Annotated in this window: 12 protein-coding genes; 4 read left to right on the forward strand and 8 right to left on the reverse strand. The window is 49.0% G+C overall.

Going from position 1 to position 13977, the window contains the following annotated elements:
* Positions 1-28 precede the first annotated feature (28 nt).
* The 3 genes from IEY46_RS25755 to IEY46_RS25765 form a co-directional block, all read right to left on the reverse strand.
* On the reverse strand, positions 29-466 hold the full coding sequence (locus IEY46_RS25755; protein ID WP_188996601.1) for a Dps family protein: 438 nt from the start codon (positions 464-466) through the stop codon (positions 29-31).
* 82 nt (positions 467-548) lie between these two features.
* Entirely contained in the window at positions 549-1529 is a 981-nt protein-coding gene (gene trxB / locus IEY46_RS25760) for a thioredoxin-disulfide reductase (protein ID WP_188996603.1), read from the reverse strand.
* A 396-nt stretch (positions 1530-1925) separates the two neighbouring features.
* Positions 1926-2327, reverse strand: coding sequence for a secondary thiamine-phosphate synthase enzyme YjbQ (locus IEY46_RS25765; RefSeq protein ID WP_188996605.1), 402 nt, complete (start codon positions 2325-2327; stop codon positions 1926-1928).
* 180 nt (positions 2328-2507) lie between these two features.
* On the opposite strand from IEY46_RS25765, the gene galU reads away from it, so the two are divergent.
* Positions 2508-3389: a UTP--glucose-1-phosphate uridylyltransferase GalU gene (gene galU, locus IEY46_RS25770; protein ID WP_188996607.1), complete on the forward strand. Its 882-nt coding sequence runs from the start codon at positions 2508-2510 to the stop codon at positions 3387-3389.
* Positions 3390-3520: 131 nt separating this feature from the next.
* Here galU and IEY46_RS25775 read toward each other — a convergent pair whose 3' ends face one another.
* The gene (locus tag IEY46_RS25775; protein ID WP_188996609.1) at positions 3521-3964 is read right to left on the reverse strand and encodes a DUF6220 domain-containing protein; all 444 of its coding nucleotides are present in this window, start codon (positions 3962-3964) and stop codon (positions 3521-3523) included.
* 185 nt (positions 3965-4149) lie between these two features.
* On the opposite strand from IEY46_RS25775, the gene IEY46_RS25780 reads away from it, so the two are divergent.
* From IEY46_RS25780 to IEY46_RS25790, 3 genes are all read left to right on the forward strand, one after another.
* Positions 4150-5271: a GntR family transcriptional regulator gene (locus tag IEY46_RS25780; RefSeq protein WP_188996611.1), complete on the forward strand. Its 1122-nt coding sequence runs from the start codon at positions 4150-4152 to the stop codon at positions 5269-5271.
* Positions 5272-5364: 93 nt separating this feature from the next.
* The gene (araD, locus tag IEY46_RS25785; RefSeq protein WP_308422842.1) at positions 5365-6060 is read left to right on the forward strand and encodes an L-ribulose-5-phosphate 4-epimerase; all 696 of its coding nucleotides are present in this window, start codon (positions 5365-5367) and stop codon (positions 6058-6060) included.
* A gap of 41 nt (positions 6061-6101) precedes the next feature.
* Positions 6102-7778: a ribulokinase gene (locus IEY46_RS25790; RefSeq protein WP_188996613.1), complete on the forward strand. Its 1677-nt coding sequence runs from the start codon at positions 6102-6104 to the stop codon at positions 7776-7778.
* Between the two features lie 127 nt (positions 7779-7905).
* On the opposite strand, the gene IEY46_RS25795 is transcribed toward IEY46_RS25790, so the two are convergent.
* The 4 genes from IEY46_RS25795 to IEY46_RS25810 all read right to left on the reverse strand — a co-directional run bounded on the left by IEY46_RS25795 (position 7906) and on the right by IEY46_RS25810 (position 13402).
* Positions 7906-8619 carry a hypothetical protein gene (locus IEY46_RS25795; protein WP_188996615.1) on the reverse strand — a complete coding sequence of 238 codons (714 nt, stop codon included), beginning with the start codon at positions 8617-8619 and terminating at the stop codon, positions 7906-7908.
* 143 nt (positions 8620-8762) lie between these two features.
* The gene (locus IEY46_RS25800; RefSeq protein ID WP_188996617.1) at positions 8763-9374 is read right to left on the reverse strand and encodes a superoxide dismutase; all 612 of its coding nucleotides are present in this window, start codon (positions 9372-9374) and stop codon (positions 8763-8765) included.
* Positions 9375-9574: 200 nt separating this feature from the next.
* Positions 9575-11146, reverse strand: a complete 1572-nt coding sequence (locus tag IEY46_RS25805; RefSeq protein WP_188996619.1) for an S-layer homology domain-containing protein — start codon at positions 11144-11146, stop codon at positions 9575-9577.
* A 144-nt stretch (positions 11147-11290) separates the two neighbouring features.
* Positions 11291-13402 (reverse strand): O-antigen ligase family protein, encoded by a 2112-nt coding sequence (locus IEY46_RS25810; RefSeq protein WP_188996621.1) that lies wholly within the window; start codon positions 13400-13402, stop codon positions 11291-11293.
* Between the last annotated feature and the right edge of the window lie 575 nt (positions 13403-13977).

The raw sequence follows: 13977 nt of genomic DNA on the forward strand, positions 1-13977 counted from the left end.
GTCTTCTAACGCGAGGGTCAATCCGCAATTATTTTCCGTTAAAGGCTTTGAGCATCCACAGATGCTTCTCCAGCGATTTGTGAACCGCAAGGAGCATATCGCCGGTTGTTTCATCGCCTTTTTTCTCGGCTTCTTCCATGCCTTCTTTCAGCTCGGCTGCGACAAGGGTGAAGTCGCTGATCAGGGATTCAACCATTTGCGTCGCTTCTTCTTTGCCGGTAGCTTCTTTGACGCTGGAGAGCTTCAAGTGCTCCGTCATCGTAGCGACAGGCTTGCCTTCCAGTGCAAGCAGACGTTCTGCGAAATCGTCAACGACGAGTGTCGCTTCCTCGTACAGCTCCTGAAATTTCACATGTAGGGTGAAAAACTGGTTGCCTTTGACGTACCAGTGGAAGTTGTGCAGCTTGACATAAAGAACGCTCCAGGTAGAAATTTGCTTGTTTAAAATATCATGCAGCTTCGTCATTGAAAACACGCTCCTTAATTTTTATTATCTATTTGATGAATCTCCAGCCATGCCGGAAAATTATCAACGAAACGTTTTCTCCTCAATCTCCGAAAGCTACTTCTTGAGTAACGAGCAGCGGGTCTGCATTCATTGCGGCCGCATCGGCGTCTTCCAGGAACCGTTCGCAATCCAGAGCTGCCATACAACCGCTGCCCGCAGCCGTAATAGCTTGACGGTAATGGCGGTCCTGCACATCGCCGCATGCGAACACGCCAGGGAGATTGGTTCTTGACGTTCCAGGCTGGACCACGATATAGCCTTGATCGTCCGTTGTCACTTGACCGCCGAGAAAGGCGGTATTCGGTGTATGCCCGATCGCGACGAATACGCCGTCCGCTTCAAGCAGCATGTCCTCGCCAGTCGCATTGTCCCGTACACGAAGTCCTTGAAGACCGGATTCTCCAGCAACAACCTCCTGCGGGGTTGCGTTCAGGCTCCAGACAATTTTGTCATTGGCTCTTGCCCGGTCCTGCATGATTTTCGAAGCGCGGAGCTCATCGCGTCTGTGCACCAGTCTGACCTCGGTTGCGAACCGGGTAAGGAAAGAGGCTTCTTCCATGGCGGAATCGCCGCCTCCGACGACAATGATTTTTTTTCCGCGGAAGAAAAATCCGTCACATGTTGCACAAGTGCTTACTCCGCGGCCGATATTGTCACGCTCTCCAGGCACTCCCATATATTTTGCCGAAGCACCGGTAGAAATAACCACAGATTTCGTAATAATTTCGCTGCCGTTGTCCAGCTTCAACTTATAGGGACGTTCGGATAAGTCCGTTTCATCGACCCAACCGGTCTGAAAACGTGCACCGAATCGTTGTGCCTGCTTGCGCATGTTGGACATCAGCTCGGAACCGAGAATGCCATCCTGGAAACCAGGGTAATTCTCCACCTCGGTCGTCGTCGTCAACTGGCCGCCTGGCTGCGGCCCCTCCAGAACAAGCGGATTAAAGCCCGCTCTCGCCAGATAGATGGCAGCTGTCAGCCCGGCTGGTCCGGTGCCTACAATAACGATATTCTCCATATCGCTCTCTCCTCTCTTAACCAAGCTATTTTAGTTTTGAAACCATATCGATAATAATTTCTATATTAAAATTATTATAATTAAGAGAGGATGTCAATACTCATTTGAAAAGATAAGGGCACGTTCAGCCGCTCTCGTGCATAATCAAATTGCACGCTGAGAGCTTATCCGCGATGCGATGGGGGAAGGGGTTCTTAACGGGCAGTCTTTAAGGACAAAGCATTGCTGCGGGACTGGCAGAAGGGTGGAGACGAAACGGCCCATGCTGAAAAAACGCATTCTCAAAGAGGCGTCTGTCCCTGCTTGCGCAAGAAGGATCGTGCCAACTGAGAATGCGTTTATAAAGTCTCTTATTTAGGGATGAAAAAGCGATCTTCACCTTTCATGCCAGCCGCTTTATTCCTTAATTAGCTTGATGTAATATTCGCGTGACCGCGGTCCATCGAACTCGCAGAAATAAATGCCCTGCCATCGGCCCAGGAGCAGGCGGCCTTGATCAATAATGACCGTTTGCGAGGTACCGGTAGTGATCGCTTTCAGATGGGAAGCAGTATTGCCCTCCGCATGACGGTATTTCGGATGCTCCCATGGATAGACCTCATCCAGACGCATCAGCACATCGTGCTTTACATCGGGATCGGCGTTCTCCTGGATTGTAATGCCTGCGGTTGTATGCGGGCAATAAATGACGGCCAGGCCGCTTTGAACGCCTTCTTTGCTGACAATCGCCGTGATTTCACGGGTGATATCAATCATTTCATCGTGCCGGGATGTGCGCAATGACCGGTTAATAAGCATGATTAGCCCTCCTTGTCGGCTAGGTTTGAAGGCGATGTCTCTTGTTTTAGTGTGGCATGAAGGCAAGCTTGGTGTCAAACGCGATTGAACTGGTTATTTGGGCATGGTACGATTGTCCGATAGAAGGTATGATGGAAGAAAGTATGGAATGATACAACGGTTATGGGAGGAAGGACACTCATGTCGGAAAAACGCGTGCGAAAAGCCATTATACCCGCAGGAGGACTTGGGACAAGGTTTCTGCCGGCCACTAAAGCGCAGCCCAAGGAAATGCTGCCGCTGATCGATAAGCCTGCCATTCAATATATTGTAGAGGAGGCAGTCGCCTCCGGCATTGAAAATATTATGATTGTAACCGGACGAAATAAACGGGCGATTGAGGATCATTTTGACAAGTCCGTTGAACTTGAGACCGAGCTTGAAGCGCATGGCAAAGCAGAAATGCTGGAACTGGTCAGGAGCATCTCCCATATGGCGGATATTTGCTATATGCGGCAGCGGGAGCCGCTTGGGCTTGGACATGCGGTGTTATGTGCGCGCAGCTTTGTTGCGGACGAGCCTTTTGCAGTGCTGCTTGGAGATGATATTCTTCTGTCCGAGCCACCTTGCCTCAAGCAGATGATAGATGTCTACGAAGCCCGCAGCTCCTCTGTCGTAGCCGTCATGGAGGTCCCTTGGGATCAGACGCATAAGTACGGTATTGTTGAGCTGGACGCAGAGGCGGCGCATGGCCGAGTCCGCAGTCTGGTGGAGAAGCCCTTGCCCGGCGAAGCTCCCTCCAATCTGGCAGTGGTCGGCCGTTATGTGCTGGACCCGGCTATTTTCCCATTGCTTGCGCATGCGGAGCCCGGCAAGGGCGGCGAGATCCAGCTTACGGACAGTTTGCAGCGTCTGAATGAACAATCGCCGCTCACCGCCTTCCGCTTCAATGGCCGCAGATACGATGTCGGGGACAAGCTTGGTTTTGTCCAGGCGACGATTGATCTTGCGTTGGAAAGAGAAGATTTATCCGATGAGATCAGAAGGTATATGATCCAGCGTCTTGGCACGGGAGTTCGTTAACTCAAATCCAGCGCAGGATTCTCAAAAGCAAGGGGAGAATAAGAAAGCCATTCATCCGGTTGAATCCCCCGGATAATGGCTTTTTGTACCTTATAGAATTTAAAAGTTTCACCTATAATGGAGTTCCCTGATCATACCCGGCCTTTTCGCCAATCGGTGAAAGCCTGCCTGGTGCAAATGATGGAGATCCAGAACAACAACAATGCCAGCACGGGGTGCAGTGCGGCCAGCATGGGCATATGATCACCCATATAAGCAGTGACGTACTGGAGGATGATCAGTATAAACATCCCGAGGCTCTGATAGCGGGTCACTTTGCCGGTGCGGCCGACAAAGGTCAGAACGAGCATAGCCAAAGGCAGCGGGGTGAAATAATAAGCGAATGAGCGGTGATCCCGCCAATGCGCCGGATCGGCGAAAGAGGCCATTCCCGCAAGAAATACCTGCATAACCACAGAGAGAGCAAAAAGAGCCGCTAATAGAAAGATAGCGAGCCTAATATAACTTGTCCCGATTTGCTTGGCTCTCATTTCCGCTTCCGTCAAATGATCCGCACCAGCCTGATTTATTGGCATCGCATAGGCCCCTCTCCCTTTGGCGATTCTTTATGTTCCATATGTTAGGGATAAACGGGTTTATTGTCAAAAGTTTATTGCGGGGCGATCCGGAAGAAGGGCAATGAGATGCTATTATGTACGTACAAGTTAATCCCGTGATATAATATATACATACAAGTTAAGCAATGGAATTGAGGTGCCGCATGAATGGACAGCTTCCACCCAAATATATACAACTGAAAGAAGAAATTTTGTCCTGGATTACGACTGATCAATTCAAGGCACATGACAAGCTGCCGTCGGAGAACGAAATTGCTGCGCGGTACGGCTTCAGCCGTCAGACCGTAAGGCAGGCGCTAGGCGAGCTTGAAGCGGAAGGCTGGCTCTACCGCTCGCAGGGGAAAGGGACTTTTGTTGCGGAGTCATCAGGGGCTGCTGCCACTCATCCATCCAAACACGGCCTGACCATCGGCTTAATGACCACGCATATCTCCGATTACATTTTTCCCACGATAGTAAGGGGCGTAGAGTCGGCGCTTCGAACGGAGGGAGCAAGGCTCTTGCTGGCCAGCACGGACAATGAGAAGAACAAGGAGCGGGAAAGCCTGGAATCGATGCTCCGGCAGCAGCCCGATGGCCTGATTATCGAGCCCACCAAAAGTGCGGAGGGAAACCCGAATCTGGACTATTATCTGTCGTTGGAGTCGCGCGGCATTCCTTTTGTCATGCTTAATGAACGCTACAGCGATCTGGATGCGCCATGTCTGAAGGTCGATGACGAGCTTGGCGGCTATCGTGCTGCCGAACACCTGATCAAGCTTGGACATCACCGGATAGCCGGATTGTTCAAGACGGATGATTTTCAGGGCATCTATCGGATGCGCGGTTTTCTCCGTGCACTGCGCGAGTCCCATTTGGCGCTTCATGCCGAGTATCTGATCCGTTATACGACAGAGGAAAAGCATGGCAGACCCGCGGGTGCTCTTGCAGCTTTGCTGGACAAAAGCACCGATGAACGTCCCACAGCCATTGTCTGCTATAACGATGAGCTGGCCGTAAGACTGCTCGATGTGGTGCGGAGCAAGGGGCTGGCTGTCCCCGGGGACCTGTCCCTGGTAGGCTTCGATGATGCTACTCTGGCAACGGCCACAGAGGTCAAGCTGACCACGCTGGAGCACCCGAAGACACGGATGGGCGAGGATGCCGTCAAGCTTCTGATGCGTCTGATGGCAAAGAAAGGCAGGAAAAAACCGGAAGCGGATATCGTATATGATCCAAGGCTGATTATCCGGGAGTCTACCGCTCCTTCAAAGGAAACAATATAAATTATCGTGACACACTTGTACGTACAAGTTATAATGAGAGCAGTGACCAGGTATAACTCGGAGCTTTGGAAGCGGTTGAAGGGAGAGTCTGTGATGCTGGATGATTTAAAACAAGCCGTATGGGAAGCGAATATGGAATTGCCCAAGTATGGTCTTGTTACGTTTACCTGGGGTAATGTCAGCGGTATTGACCGTGAGCGGGGCCTCGTGGCCATTAAGCCAAGCGGTGTTCCCTACGAGGAGCTGACGCCGGAGCATATCGTCATTGTCGATTTGGAAGGCAAGGTTGTCGAAGGCAAGCTTCGCCCATCCTCGGATACACCTACTCATGCTGCCTTGTATCGCGCATTTGAGGGGATTGGCGGCATCGTGCACACCCACTCCCCATGGGCGACTAGTTGGGCTCAAGCAGGACGGGCCATTCCCGCACTCGGAACGACGCATGCCGATTATTTTTACGGGGAAATCCCCTGTACCCGGCCCATGACCCAAGCCGAGATTCAAGGCGAGTATGAGCTGGAAACAGGCCATGTTATTATCGATACCTTCATTAAAGGCGGAATTGATCCCAACCAGGTGCCGGCTGCTCTGGTATACAGCCATGCTCCCTTCTGTTGGGGAAAAGATGCGCATAATGCGGTGCACAATGCAGTCGTCGTGGAAGAAGCGGCCAAAATGGCACTCCATACCCTGCAATTAAATCCCAATGCTCAGCCGATGGATCAGCATTTACTGGACCGTCACTACTTGCGCAAACATGGTAAAAATGCTTATTATGGACAGAAGTAATCGTTTGCATGGACTATTTTAAAAGGGGGATCCCTCAGATCATGATTAGCAAGTACGCTATTGGAGTGGATTATGGAACGGAATCCGGGCGCGCGGTCCTCGTGCGTCTGAGCGATGGTGCGGAAATTGCCGAGCATGTGACGCCTTACCGCCACAATGTGATTGATGAGAAACTACCGGAATCTGGCCTTAAGCTGGAGCATGACTGGGCGCTGCAGCATCCAGCTGACTATATCGAGGTGCTGACTCAGTCGGTGCCTGCCGTTATGAAGGAATCGGGCGTAGATGCCAGCGAAGTTATTGGACTGGGCATCGATTTCACGGCTTGTACGATGCTGCCTGTTGATGAGGCAGGGCAGCCGCTTTGTTTCAATGCGGCGTACAAAGCCAATCCGCATAGCTGGGTAAAGTTGTGGAAGCATCATGCGGCACAGGAAGAAGCGAACCTGATTAATGAAATTGCGGCGAAACGCGGTGAGACCTTCCTCCCTCGCTACGGCGGAAAAATCTCCTCCGAATGGATGCTGGCCAAGTCCTGGCAAATCCTGAATGAGGCGCCGGATATTTATGAAGTGGCGGATAAATTCGTGGAAGCGACGGATTGGGTCGTGGGCCAGATGACAGGCAACATCGTGCGCAACAGCTGTACCGCCGGCTATAAGTCCATTTGGCATAAGCAGGACGGCTATCCGAGCCGTGAATTTTACAAAGCGCTGGATCCGAAGCTTGAACATCTCGCCGACACGAAGCTGCGTGGCGACGTTCTGCCGCTCGGCTCCAAAGCGGGCGAGCTGACGGCTGATATGGCCGCGCAAATGGGCCTTGCGCCAGGCATAGCGGTTGCGGTCGGGAATGTGGACGCGCATGCCGCCGTTCCGGCTGTAGGCGTAGTCACGCCTGGGAAGCTTGTTATGGCGATGGGGACTTCCCTCTGTCACATGCTGCTGGGCTCGGAAGAGAAGCAGGTCGAAGGCATGTGCGGCGTTGTCGAAGACGGCATCATTCCCGGCTATTACGGATACGAGGCCGGACAATCCGCTGTTGGCGATATTTTCGCCTGGTATGTGGAAGAGGCTGTCCCGGCCTATGTTGTTGAAGCGGCAAAGCAGGAAGGCATCAGCACTCATGAGTGGCTGGAGAAAAAAGCTTCCGAGCTAAACGTTGGTGAGTCCGGCGTCCTTGCGCTCGACTGGTGGAACGGCAATCGTTCCGTGCTTGTGGATACCGATCTGACGGGGGTGCTGGTCGGTCTAACCCTGCTCACAAAACCTTATGAGATCTACCGGGCTTTGCTGGAAGCGACCGCATTCGGAACGCGTAAAATTGTCGAGGCTTTTCACAGCAATGGTGTAGCCGTCGATGAGCTGTATGCCTGCGGAGGACTTCCGCAGAAGAACCGGCTGCTCATGCAGATTTATGCGGATGTCACGAATCGCGAAATCAAGATTGCGGCGTCTAAGCAAACGCCTGCGCTGGGAGCGGCTATGTTTGGCGCTGTGGCTGCTGGAGCGGCGGCAGGCGGTTATGATAACGTCGTGGACGCAGCAGCCGCTATGGCCCGTATACGGGAGGAGACGTTCAAGCCCATTCCGGCGAATGTCGCCGTATATGATAAGCTGTACGCCGAATATAACCAGCTTCATGATTATTTTGGCCGTGGTGCCAATGATGTGATGAAACGGTTGAAAGCGATTAAAGAAGAAGCCAGCGTTCATTAAGCGGTTGGAGCTAATTGAAGAGCCCGGTAAGCGTCCATTGACGGCTTATCGGGCTCTTGGTGTTTTTGTAGTTTGTTTACCTGGCTAAAGATAATTAAATATACAGGGAAGTTGGGGAGGGAATTATTTATTGATCTTGTGGATCGTCGGTTATGTGATCATAATTATTAACGATCTCCAAGTTGTAGGGCAATGCATATGGCGTGTCCGGAAGGGTACGCGGAATCACAGTGCCGGAGCCGGTCAGGATCAGGTCAAGACCGACAGAGTCGCCTGCCTGAACGGGAAGATAGAACAAAGAAGGGGGGATCCGGCGGCCATTGAGGCTCACGATAGTACCTACATCTCCGGCTACTGCCACACCATTTACAAAAGCAATCTGGCCATTGCGGTTGAATTGGACAACCCCGGTTGCAGCTAAAGCCTGATAAACAGACATTCCCGGGAAATGGCGCACTCTATAGGCCTGCGTAACCCATGGGAAGAAACGCCCTCCGTTAATGACCACCGTTACAAAGTTAGGCAAAGGCACAGGAAATGGAGGAAATGGTATCGGGAATGGCGGTATAGGCCCTGGACCAGGTGGAAATGGGCCTGGAGGAAAAGGTCCCGGACCTGGAGGGAAGGGGCCAGGTCCGGGTGGGAAGGGTCCTGGACCCGGTCCCGGGGGAAAGGTTCCCGGGCCGCCTCCACCGGGAACAGGCTGAAGCATGCCGCCCTGTCCGCCCATCATCCCTCGGGGACCGCCGCAGCCACAGCCCCGGCCAGCAGGCGCAGGGGGAATATAGGCAATGGTGTATCCAGGTTGCACGGGAACCGGACTGTTAAAGTTATTCCACATGTACATTCGTCTCCTTCTCAGAGCGTATAGGCATTTATCATGTTAAAGCTTATGCGGCAATCGCCTATTCGGTGAGAAAGATCAGATGCACAAAAAAACAGGACGAAGGCTTTAAGCCATCGTCCTGTTCTCTCATGGATCACTTATTTCGCTGCTTCGTAACGTTTGCCAACTTCAGACCAGTTCACAACATTCCAGAACGCTGCGATATAGTCAGGGCGTTTATTTTGGTAGTTCAGGTAATAGGCATGCTCCCAGACATCAAGACCAAGGAGAGGCGTATCGCCTTCCGAAATGGGGCTATCCTGGTTAGGCAGGCTGTATACTTTCAGCTTGCCGGCTTTGTCAGCCGCGAGCCAAGCCCAGCCGCTGCCGAAGCGAGTAGCTGCCGCTTTGGCAAAATCTTCTTTGAACTTGTCAAAACCGCCAAGCTCATTATTGATTGCGTCAGCCAGGGCACCCGTAGGAGCTCCGCCTGCATTAGGTCCAATCGTTTCCCAAAAGAGGGTATGGTTCGCATGGCCGCCGCCATTGTTGCGTACAGCGGTGCGAATGGATTCAGGTACACTATTCAAGTCACTCAGAAGGTCTTCAATCGATTTGTTTTGCAGTTCCGGAGCGGACTCAAGAGCGGCATTCAAATTTGTCACATAAGCATTATGATGACGATCGTGGTGAATCATCATCGTTGTTTCATCAATATGGGGCTCAAGTGCATTGTTGGGATACGGTAAAGCGGGTAGTTGATGTGCCATGTTCAAAAAACCTCCTATTTATGTATTGTCTCTATTCATTACCCATTATCCATCTTCTCTAATAATAAATCAACAAAAATGTTTAGAAAGTCTGTAATCAAAGGTTCTCTTCTTCGACAGGTATAGGATGAACATGCTGGAAGAAACTATGCAGACATAACAAAAAAACGACCTCGAGAGGTCGTTTTTAAGTCACCGGATTAGTTGTTGATAAATCCAGCATTACCGAGCAAACGGATTACCATTGTAGCAGATTCAGCACGGGTTGCGCTGGCGTTACCTACCACTTTCGTGCTAGTTTGGCCAAGAACAATACCGGACTTAACTGCTGCAGCGACTTCACCTTTCGCCCAGCCGAGACTGCCTGCATCAGTGAAGGCGGCCAAAGCTGCAGTTGCTTCCGCATCTGTCAGTTTAACTTCCTTACCAGCATAAGCCAGGGCGCGAACGACCATAGCCGACAGCTCTTTACGGGTGATGTTAGCGTTCGGGTTGAATTTACCTTTTTCATCACCTTGTACGATACCAGCTTCTGCAGCCGTAGCTACAACGCCAGCGTACCATTTGCTCGAGCTTACGTCCGAGAATTTAGATGATGTTGCAGTAGCATCAAGACCGAGTGAACGAACGATCAGAGCCGCGAACTCAGCGCGAGTAATGTTGCGTTTTGGTTCGAACATGTTTTTGCCCGTTCCTTCAACAACCAACTTAGCTGCGAGAGTTTCAATATCTTCCTGTGCCCAGTGGTTAGCGAGATCCTTGAAGGATACGTTATCCAATTGGATGACAGTGTAGATACTTACACTGTTGCGGAGCAAGGTAGCGATTGTTTTGTCGTTCTCAGTTCCGAATGTAGCTGGCACGAAGCTCAGCTCTTTCGTAGCTGGGTCAAACACAACACCAGTCACCTTTTTAGAGTCAACAGCGCCATTCACTGGAAGTGTACGATTAAAGTAAACACCCAGATTGTGGTACTGCTCCTCTTTACCGCCGCCAACAGCGATGATTTTGAAATCAACTGGCGTTGCCAGTGGTTTCGCACCAATTCCGTATACAGCATCCGTTACTTGCTTCTCCGCATCGCCAGTAAGCTTCTTAAGTTCAACTTTGATTTCCAGAGCGCTCAGCTCAATCCCGAGGGATTTTGCTTTCTCTTCCAGTTTCAAAGCAGCGATCGGCAGGGTGATGGAAGTACCATCTTCCAGTTTGATCGTAAGAGTTTCACCTTTGATAAGTGCAGAAGCAGGAATCGTAACTACATCGGAAGTGGATGTAATAGTAGCATTCTTGTTCGTTTCGAAGAGAGCGATCAGTGCTGCGCTGTCTACTTTGCCGTTAGCATCGATAATGTTACCAGTACCCGGGAACCAAGGGAAACCACCACCACCACCGCAATAGGAACTATTTGGTGTGATTTGGTCACCATACACTTGTCCTGTAACAGAGTACAGAGTTTGGTATGTAACACATGGTACAGATGATGTATTATACTTGAACTCATAATATCCATTTCCTACATACACAGCTTCGGCAACATAAGTAGCTTCTACTGCGTTAGGCCCATAAACGTAAACGGGAACCATGGTCTTATCATTTAGTTCAGAATAAACGTCATCCGATACATACACTGAACCTGTAACATCTCCAGTGTTTGTGTCATGATTAACATTCTCGATTCTAGCATCAGCAAAAGCAAGGACAGGCACTAGCATTGATATAATCATCAACGAAGCGACAAGTGCTGAAATTTTGCTTGCAAAAATCTTTTTCATTATTTTGTTTTCACCTCCTTTCAATGAAGGATGAGTAAACCTATCGAAAAACAATTATATCTTATGATTGATAGGAAAGAAAGCATCATTTTTGGAAAATAGTATTTCAAATAAGTGAAATACTGGGTTATAATATCAGGTTATCTATTGGCTGTCAACAAGCTGCTGTACCGCTGTACTTTCATTTTCGTCAGCTTCTACCAATTTGCGTAATAATTCCTCATTTTTTTGCCCTAAGGCGTGCAAAGAGGCCAAGTAGAATCTGACATTAACCCGTATACTATCATTGGTTAAATCGCCTGCAATATCTTCTTTCAAAAGGTTATACGCAGCTTCATAGTTTTTGTTGCGGTAATTTATTTGACCAATTGCTTGGCGCATTAAAGGAGTGACGATAAACTCTCTTCCTTGCAGCTGCCCTTCAGGTAGAGACTTCAAATGTTCAATGCGGTCGAGAACTTGCTGGTACAGTTCGAGAGAGTGATTCCACTTCGAATCTTTATCTTCTGAAGAGGTTAAACCTTCTTGTTGTCCGGCAATAAAATATTCCATGATGGCGGCTTCGTAGAAGCTCATGTTCCATGGGAAACTGGCAACACTGGTGTCGAGAACCTGAAGCACCGTATTCGTTTCGCCCATATTTTTGTAATATTTATATTCCTCCAACAATAATGAACGATCAAAAGGGGCAAAAGGTTTCAACTGATCGATTAATCTTTTCGTTTCCTGTCTATATGCAGGATCTTGGGTCGAATTAAAGGCCTGCTCCATCCAATTTATTTTTCGCATGGTGTATTCCGGATGATCAGGAGCGACTGAAATGGCATGATCGATTGAAGGCAGCAGCTCATTGAGTGGTTTCTTCTGCTCAATCGCGAGTGACAAGGATTGTCGGTAGCTGAGATTGGCATCATATTCTCTATAAACCAGAGCGAAAAGGATAATGCCCGATAAAGAGATCGCGATGGGATAGACGAAGCGCCATGGTTTATCTTTATAGGTCTCCAGAGCAGGAATCACGAGCACCTTATGGAAAGGAGCGAGCATAGCTCCAAGGCATAAGAAGACAAGTATGGACAAATACCCGTAGCTCATATCAAAATCGACGGCACTATGTGCCAGAATAGCCAAGGAAAGGATGAAAAATAAAAGAGAGTTGCCTCTTAAATCAGGATTTTTAATATAAGCCCGGATAAACAGATAATAGACCCACACAAAAAATCCAACAACAATCAGCAAGCCCAGCCAGCCGACCTCAATCAAGGTTTGAAAAAAATAACTGTGTGCCTGGTTGCTGGTGTAGGGGTTATTCTGGTATTTCTCATAGATTACGGCCCACGCACCGCCGCCTGCGCCGATTAGCGGATAGTCCGCCGATACCTTCATAGCATCTCTATAGAAAGTTTCCCGCTCCAGAACGCTATGCTGTTGCAGATTAATATTCTCGAAACGCTCCGCAATACTTGGAGGAAGCAGACTACGAACGCCGCTGCTGGATAATATCAGAGCAGCTGCAAGACCGCCAACAACAATAAATAGGATCGGCACCATGACTAATGAACGTTTTGTGTCTGAAATTTTAGTTGTTTTAGCTTCAAGCCAATTGGAGAGTTTATCGTGGAGTAGGGTGAAGAGCAGCGAAATAATAACAGAAGCCGCCAACAAGATCCCCCATCCGCCCAGTGGGACTGGCTCCCATAACGATATGGTTTTGCCCATCTGAGAGCCAGGATCTAAAAGGGCAGATATTTTGTCCGCAGCTACTTTTACCTTACTCAGAATAGCGAAAGATGAAACAACAGCCAAAAACATGTATATTAGATAAGAAATTTGTTTATTGATTTTCATGAAAGGAAGAATGATGAGCACCAAGAATGGGATGAAAACGAGAGCCGCCCTTGAATAGGTGAGCATAAGCGAGATCCATATCGGAACAAGCATTAAACTGTGAGCGGCACGCCAATACCACTGTTTGACGTGGACGGCAGAGAAAAGAGCAGCAAGAAATATAGCAACTAGGAAAGCTGCGTAAGAATTGGAATATTGAAAAACAGAAGTCAGCCGGTAGCCATTGTCCGCTGCCCACAGAGCATTATTATAATAGGTCTGGCCGAACAAATTCATAAATCCGAAAATGACAACGCCATAAGCAGACAATTGGATCGATAATCCGACGATTTCCTGATGCAGCTGCTTTACAGCTATGTATAAGCCTATGATGAAGAAAGAGGCATACATAAACTCGAGCTGCAGCATGATTTTGGCATTGTAGGAAGCGACAGCATTGATTGACGAGAGCATATACATGATTGGAATAAGCAACACAACAATCGACAGTATCGATCTGTAATCAGTCAACTGCCAGGTTCGCAGCAATCGTATGCCAACAATTACGAGTAGAATAAATACGTAAATCATAGCTTCCAGTAAGCTGCCCTCGAAAGAGAATTGAAAACCGTTAAACAAAGCAACCTGGTAGGGGAATATAAAGAGAAACAAACAGGTGCCGAGTAGAATTGCCCATTGGAGTAAGGAAAATTCGGAATTGCTGCTGGATATTGACGAATCTTGCTTTTTCATGAAAGTGCTCCTTTGTATGGAAATGCTGGGATCCTTAATTGTGCAGGTATTATTTTAGCAAATAGTATTATGTAAAGCTACTCGAGGGAGTAAATGAATGGAAGGTCCGAGTTTTAGAAGAACTTTTTGGAGGTTTGGAAGTCTAATTACTAGCAAATGATGAAAACGTCATTTACCTCTCTTATGAGCAAGTGTATACATATTACAATTCTGTTGATTCTTTGGTAAGATAAGCAGTAGAAATTTGACGA

Origin of the sequence: Paenibacillus nasutitermitis (assembly GCF_014641075.1) — a bacterium.
Classification (GTDB): Bacteria; Bacillota; Bacilli; order Paenibacillales; family Paenibacillaceae; genus Paenibacillus_Z; species Paenibacillus_Z nasutitermitis.

Coding starts and splice junctions, on each gene's coding strand:
- IEY46_RS25810 (WP_188996621.1), bottom strand. CDS start 13,402: ATGCTGCAGCTCGAGTTTATGTATGCCTCTTTCTTCATCATAGGCTTA.
- IEY46_RS25780 (WP_188996611.1), top strand. CDS start 4,150: ATGAATGGACAGCTTCCACCCAAATATATACAACTGAAAGAAGAAATT.
- IEY46_RS25790 (WP_188996613.1), top strand. CDS start 6,102: ATGATTAGCAAGTACGCTATTGGAGTGGATTATGGAACGGAATCCGGG.
- IEY46_RS25755 (WP_188996601.1), bottom strand. CDS start 466: ATGACGAAGCTGCATGATATTTTAAACAAGCAAATTTCTACCTGGAGC.
- IEY46_RS25765 (WP_188996605.1), bottom strand. CDS start 2,327: ATGCTTATTAACCGGTCATTGCGCACATCCCGGCACGATGAAATGATT.
- galU (WP_188996607.1), top strand. CDS start 2,508: ATGTCGGAAAAACGCGTGCGAAAAGCCATTATACCCGCAGGAGGACTT.
- IEY46_RS25795 (WP_188996615.1), bottom strand. CDS start 8,619: ATGTGGAATAACTTTAACAGTCCGGTTCCCGTGCAACCTGGATACACC.
- trxB (WP_188996603.1), bottom strand. CDS start 1,529: ATGGAGAATATCGTTATTGTAGGCACCGGACCAGCCGGGCTGACAGCT.
- IEY46_RS25800 (WP_188996617.1), bottom strand. CDS start 9,374: ATGGCACATCAACTACCCGCTTTACCGTATCCCAACAATGCACTTGAG.
- araD (WP_308422842.1), top strand. CDS start 5,365: ATGCTGGATGATTTAAAACAAGCCGTATGGGAAGCGAATATGGAATTG.
- IEY46_RS25805 (WP_188996619.1), bottom strand. CDS start 11,146: ATGAAAAAGATTTTTGCAAGCAAAATTTCAGCACTTGTCGCTTCGTTG.
- IEY46_RS25775 (WP_188996609.1), bottom strand. CDS start 3,964: ATGCCAATAAATCAGGCTGGTGCGGATCATTTGACGGAAGCGGAAATG.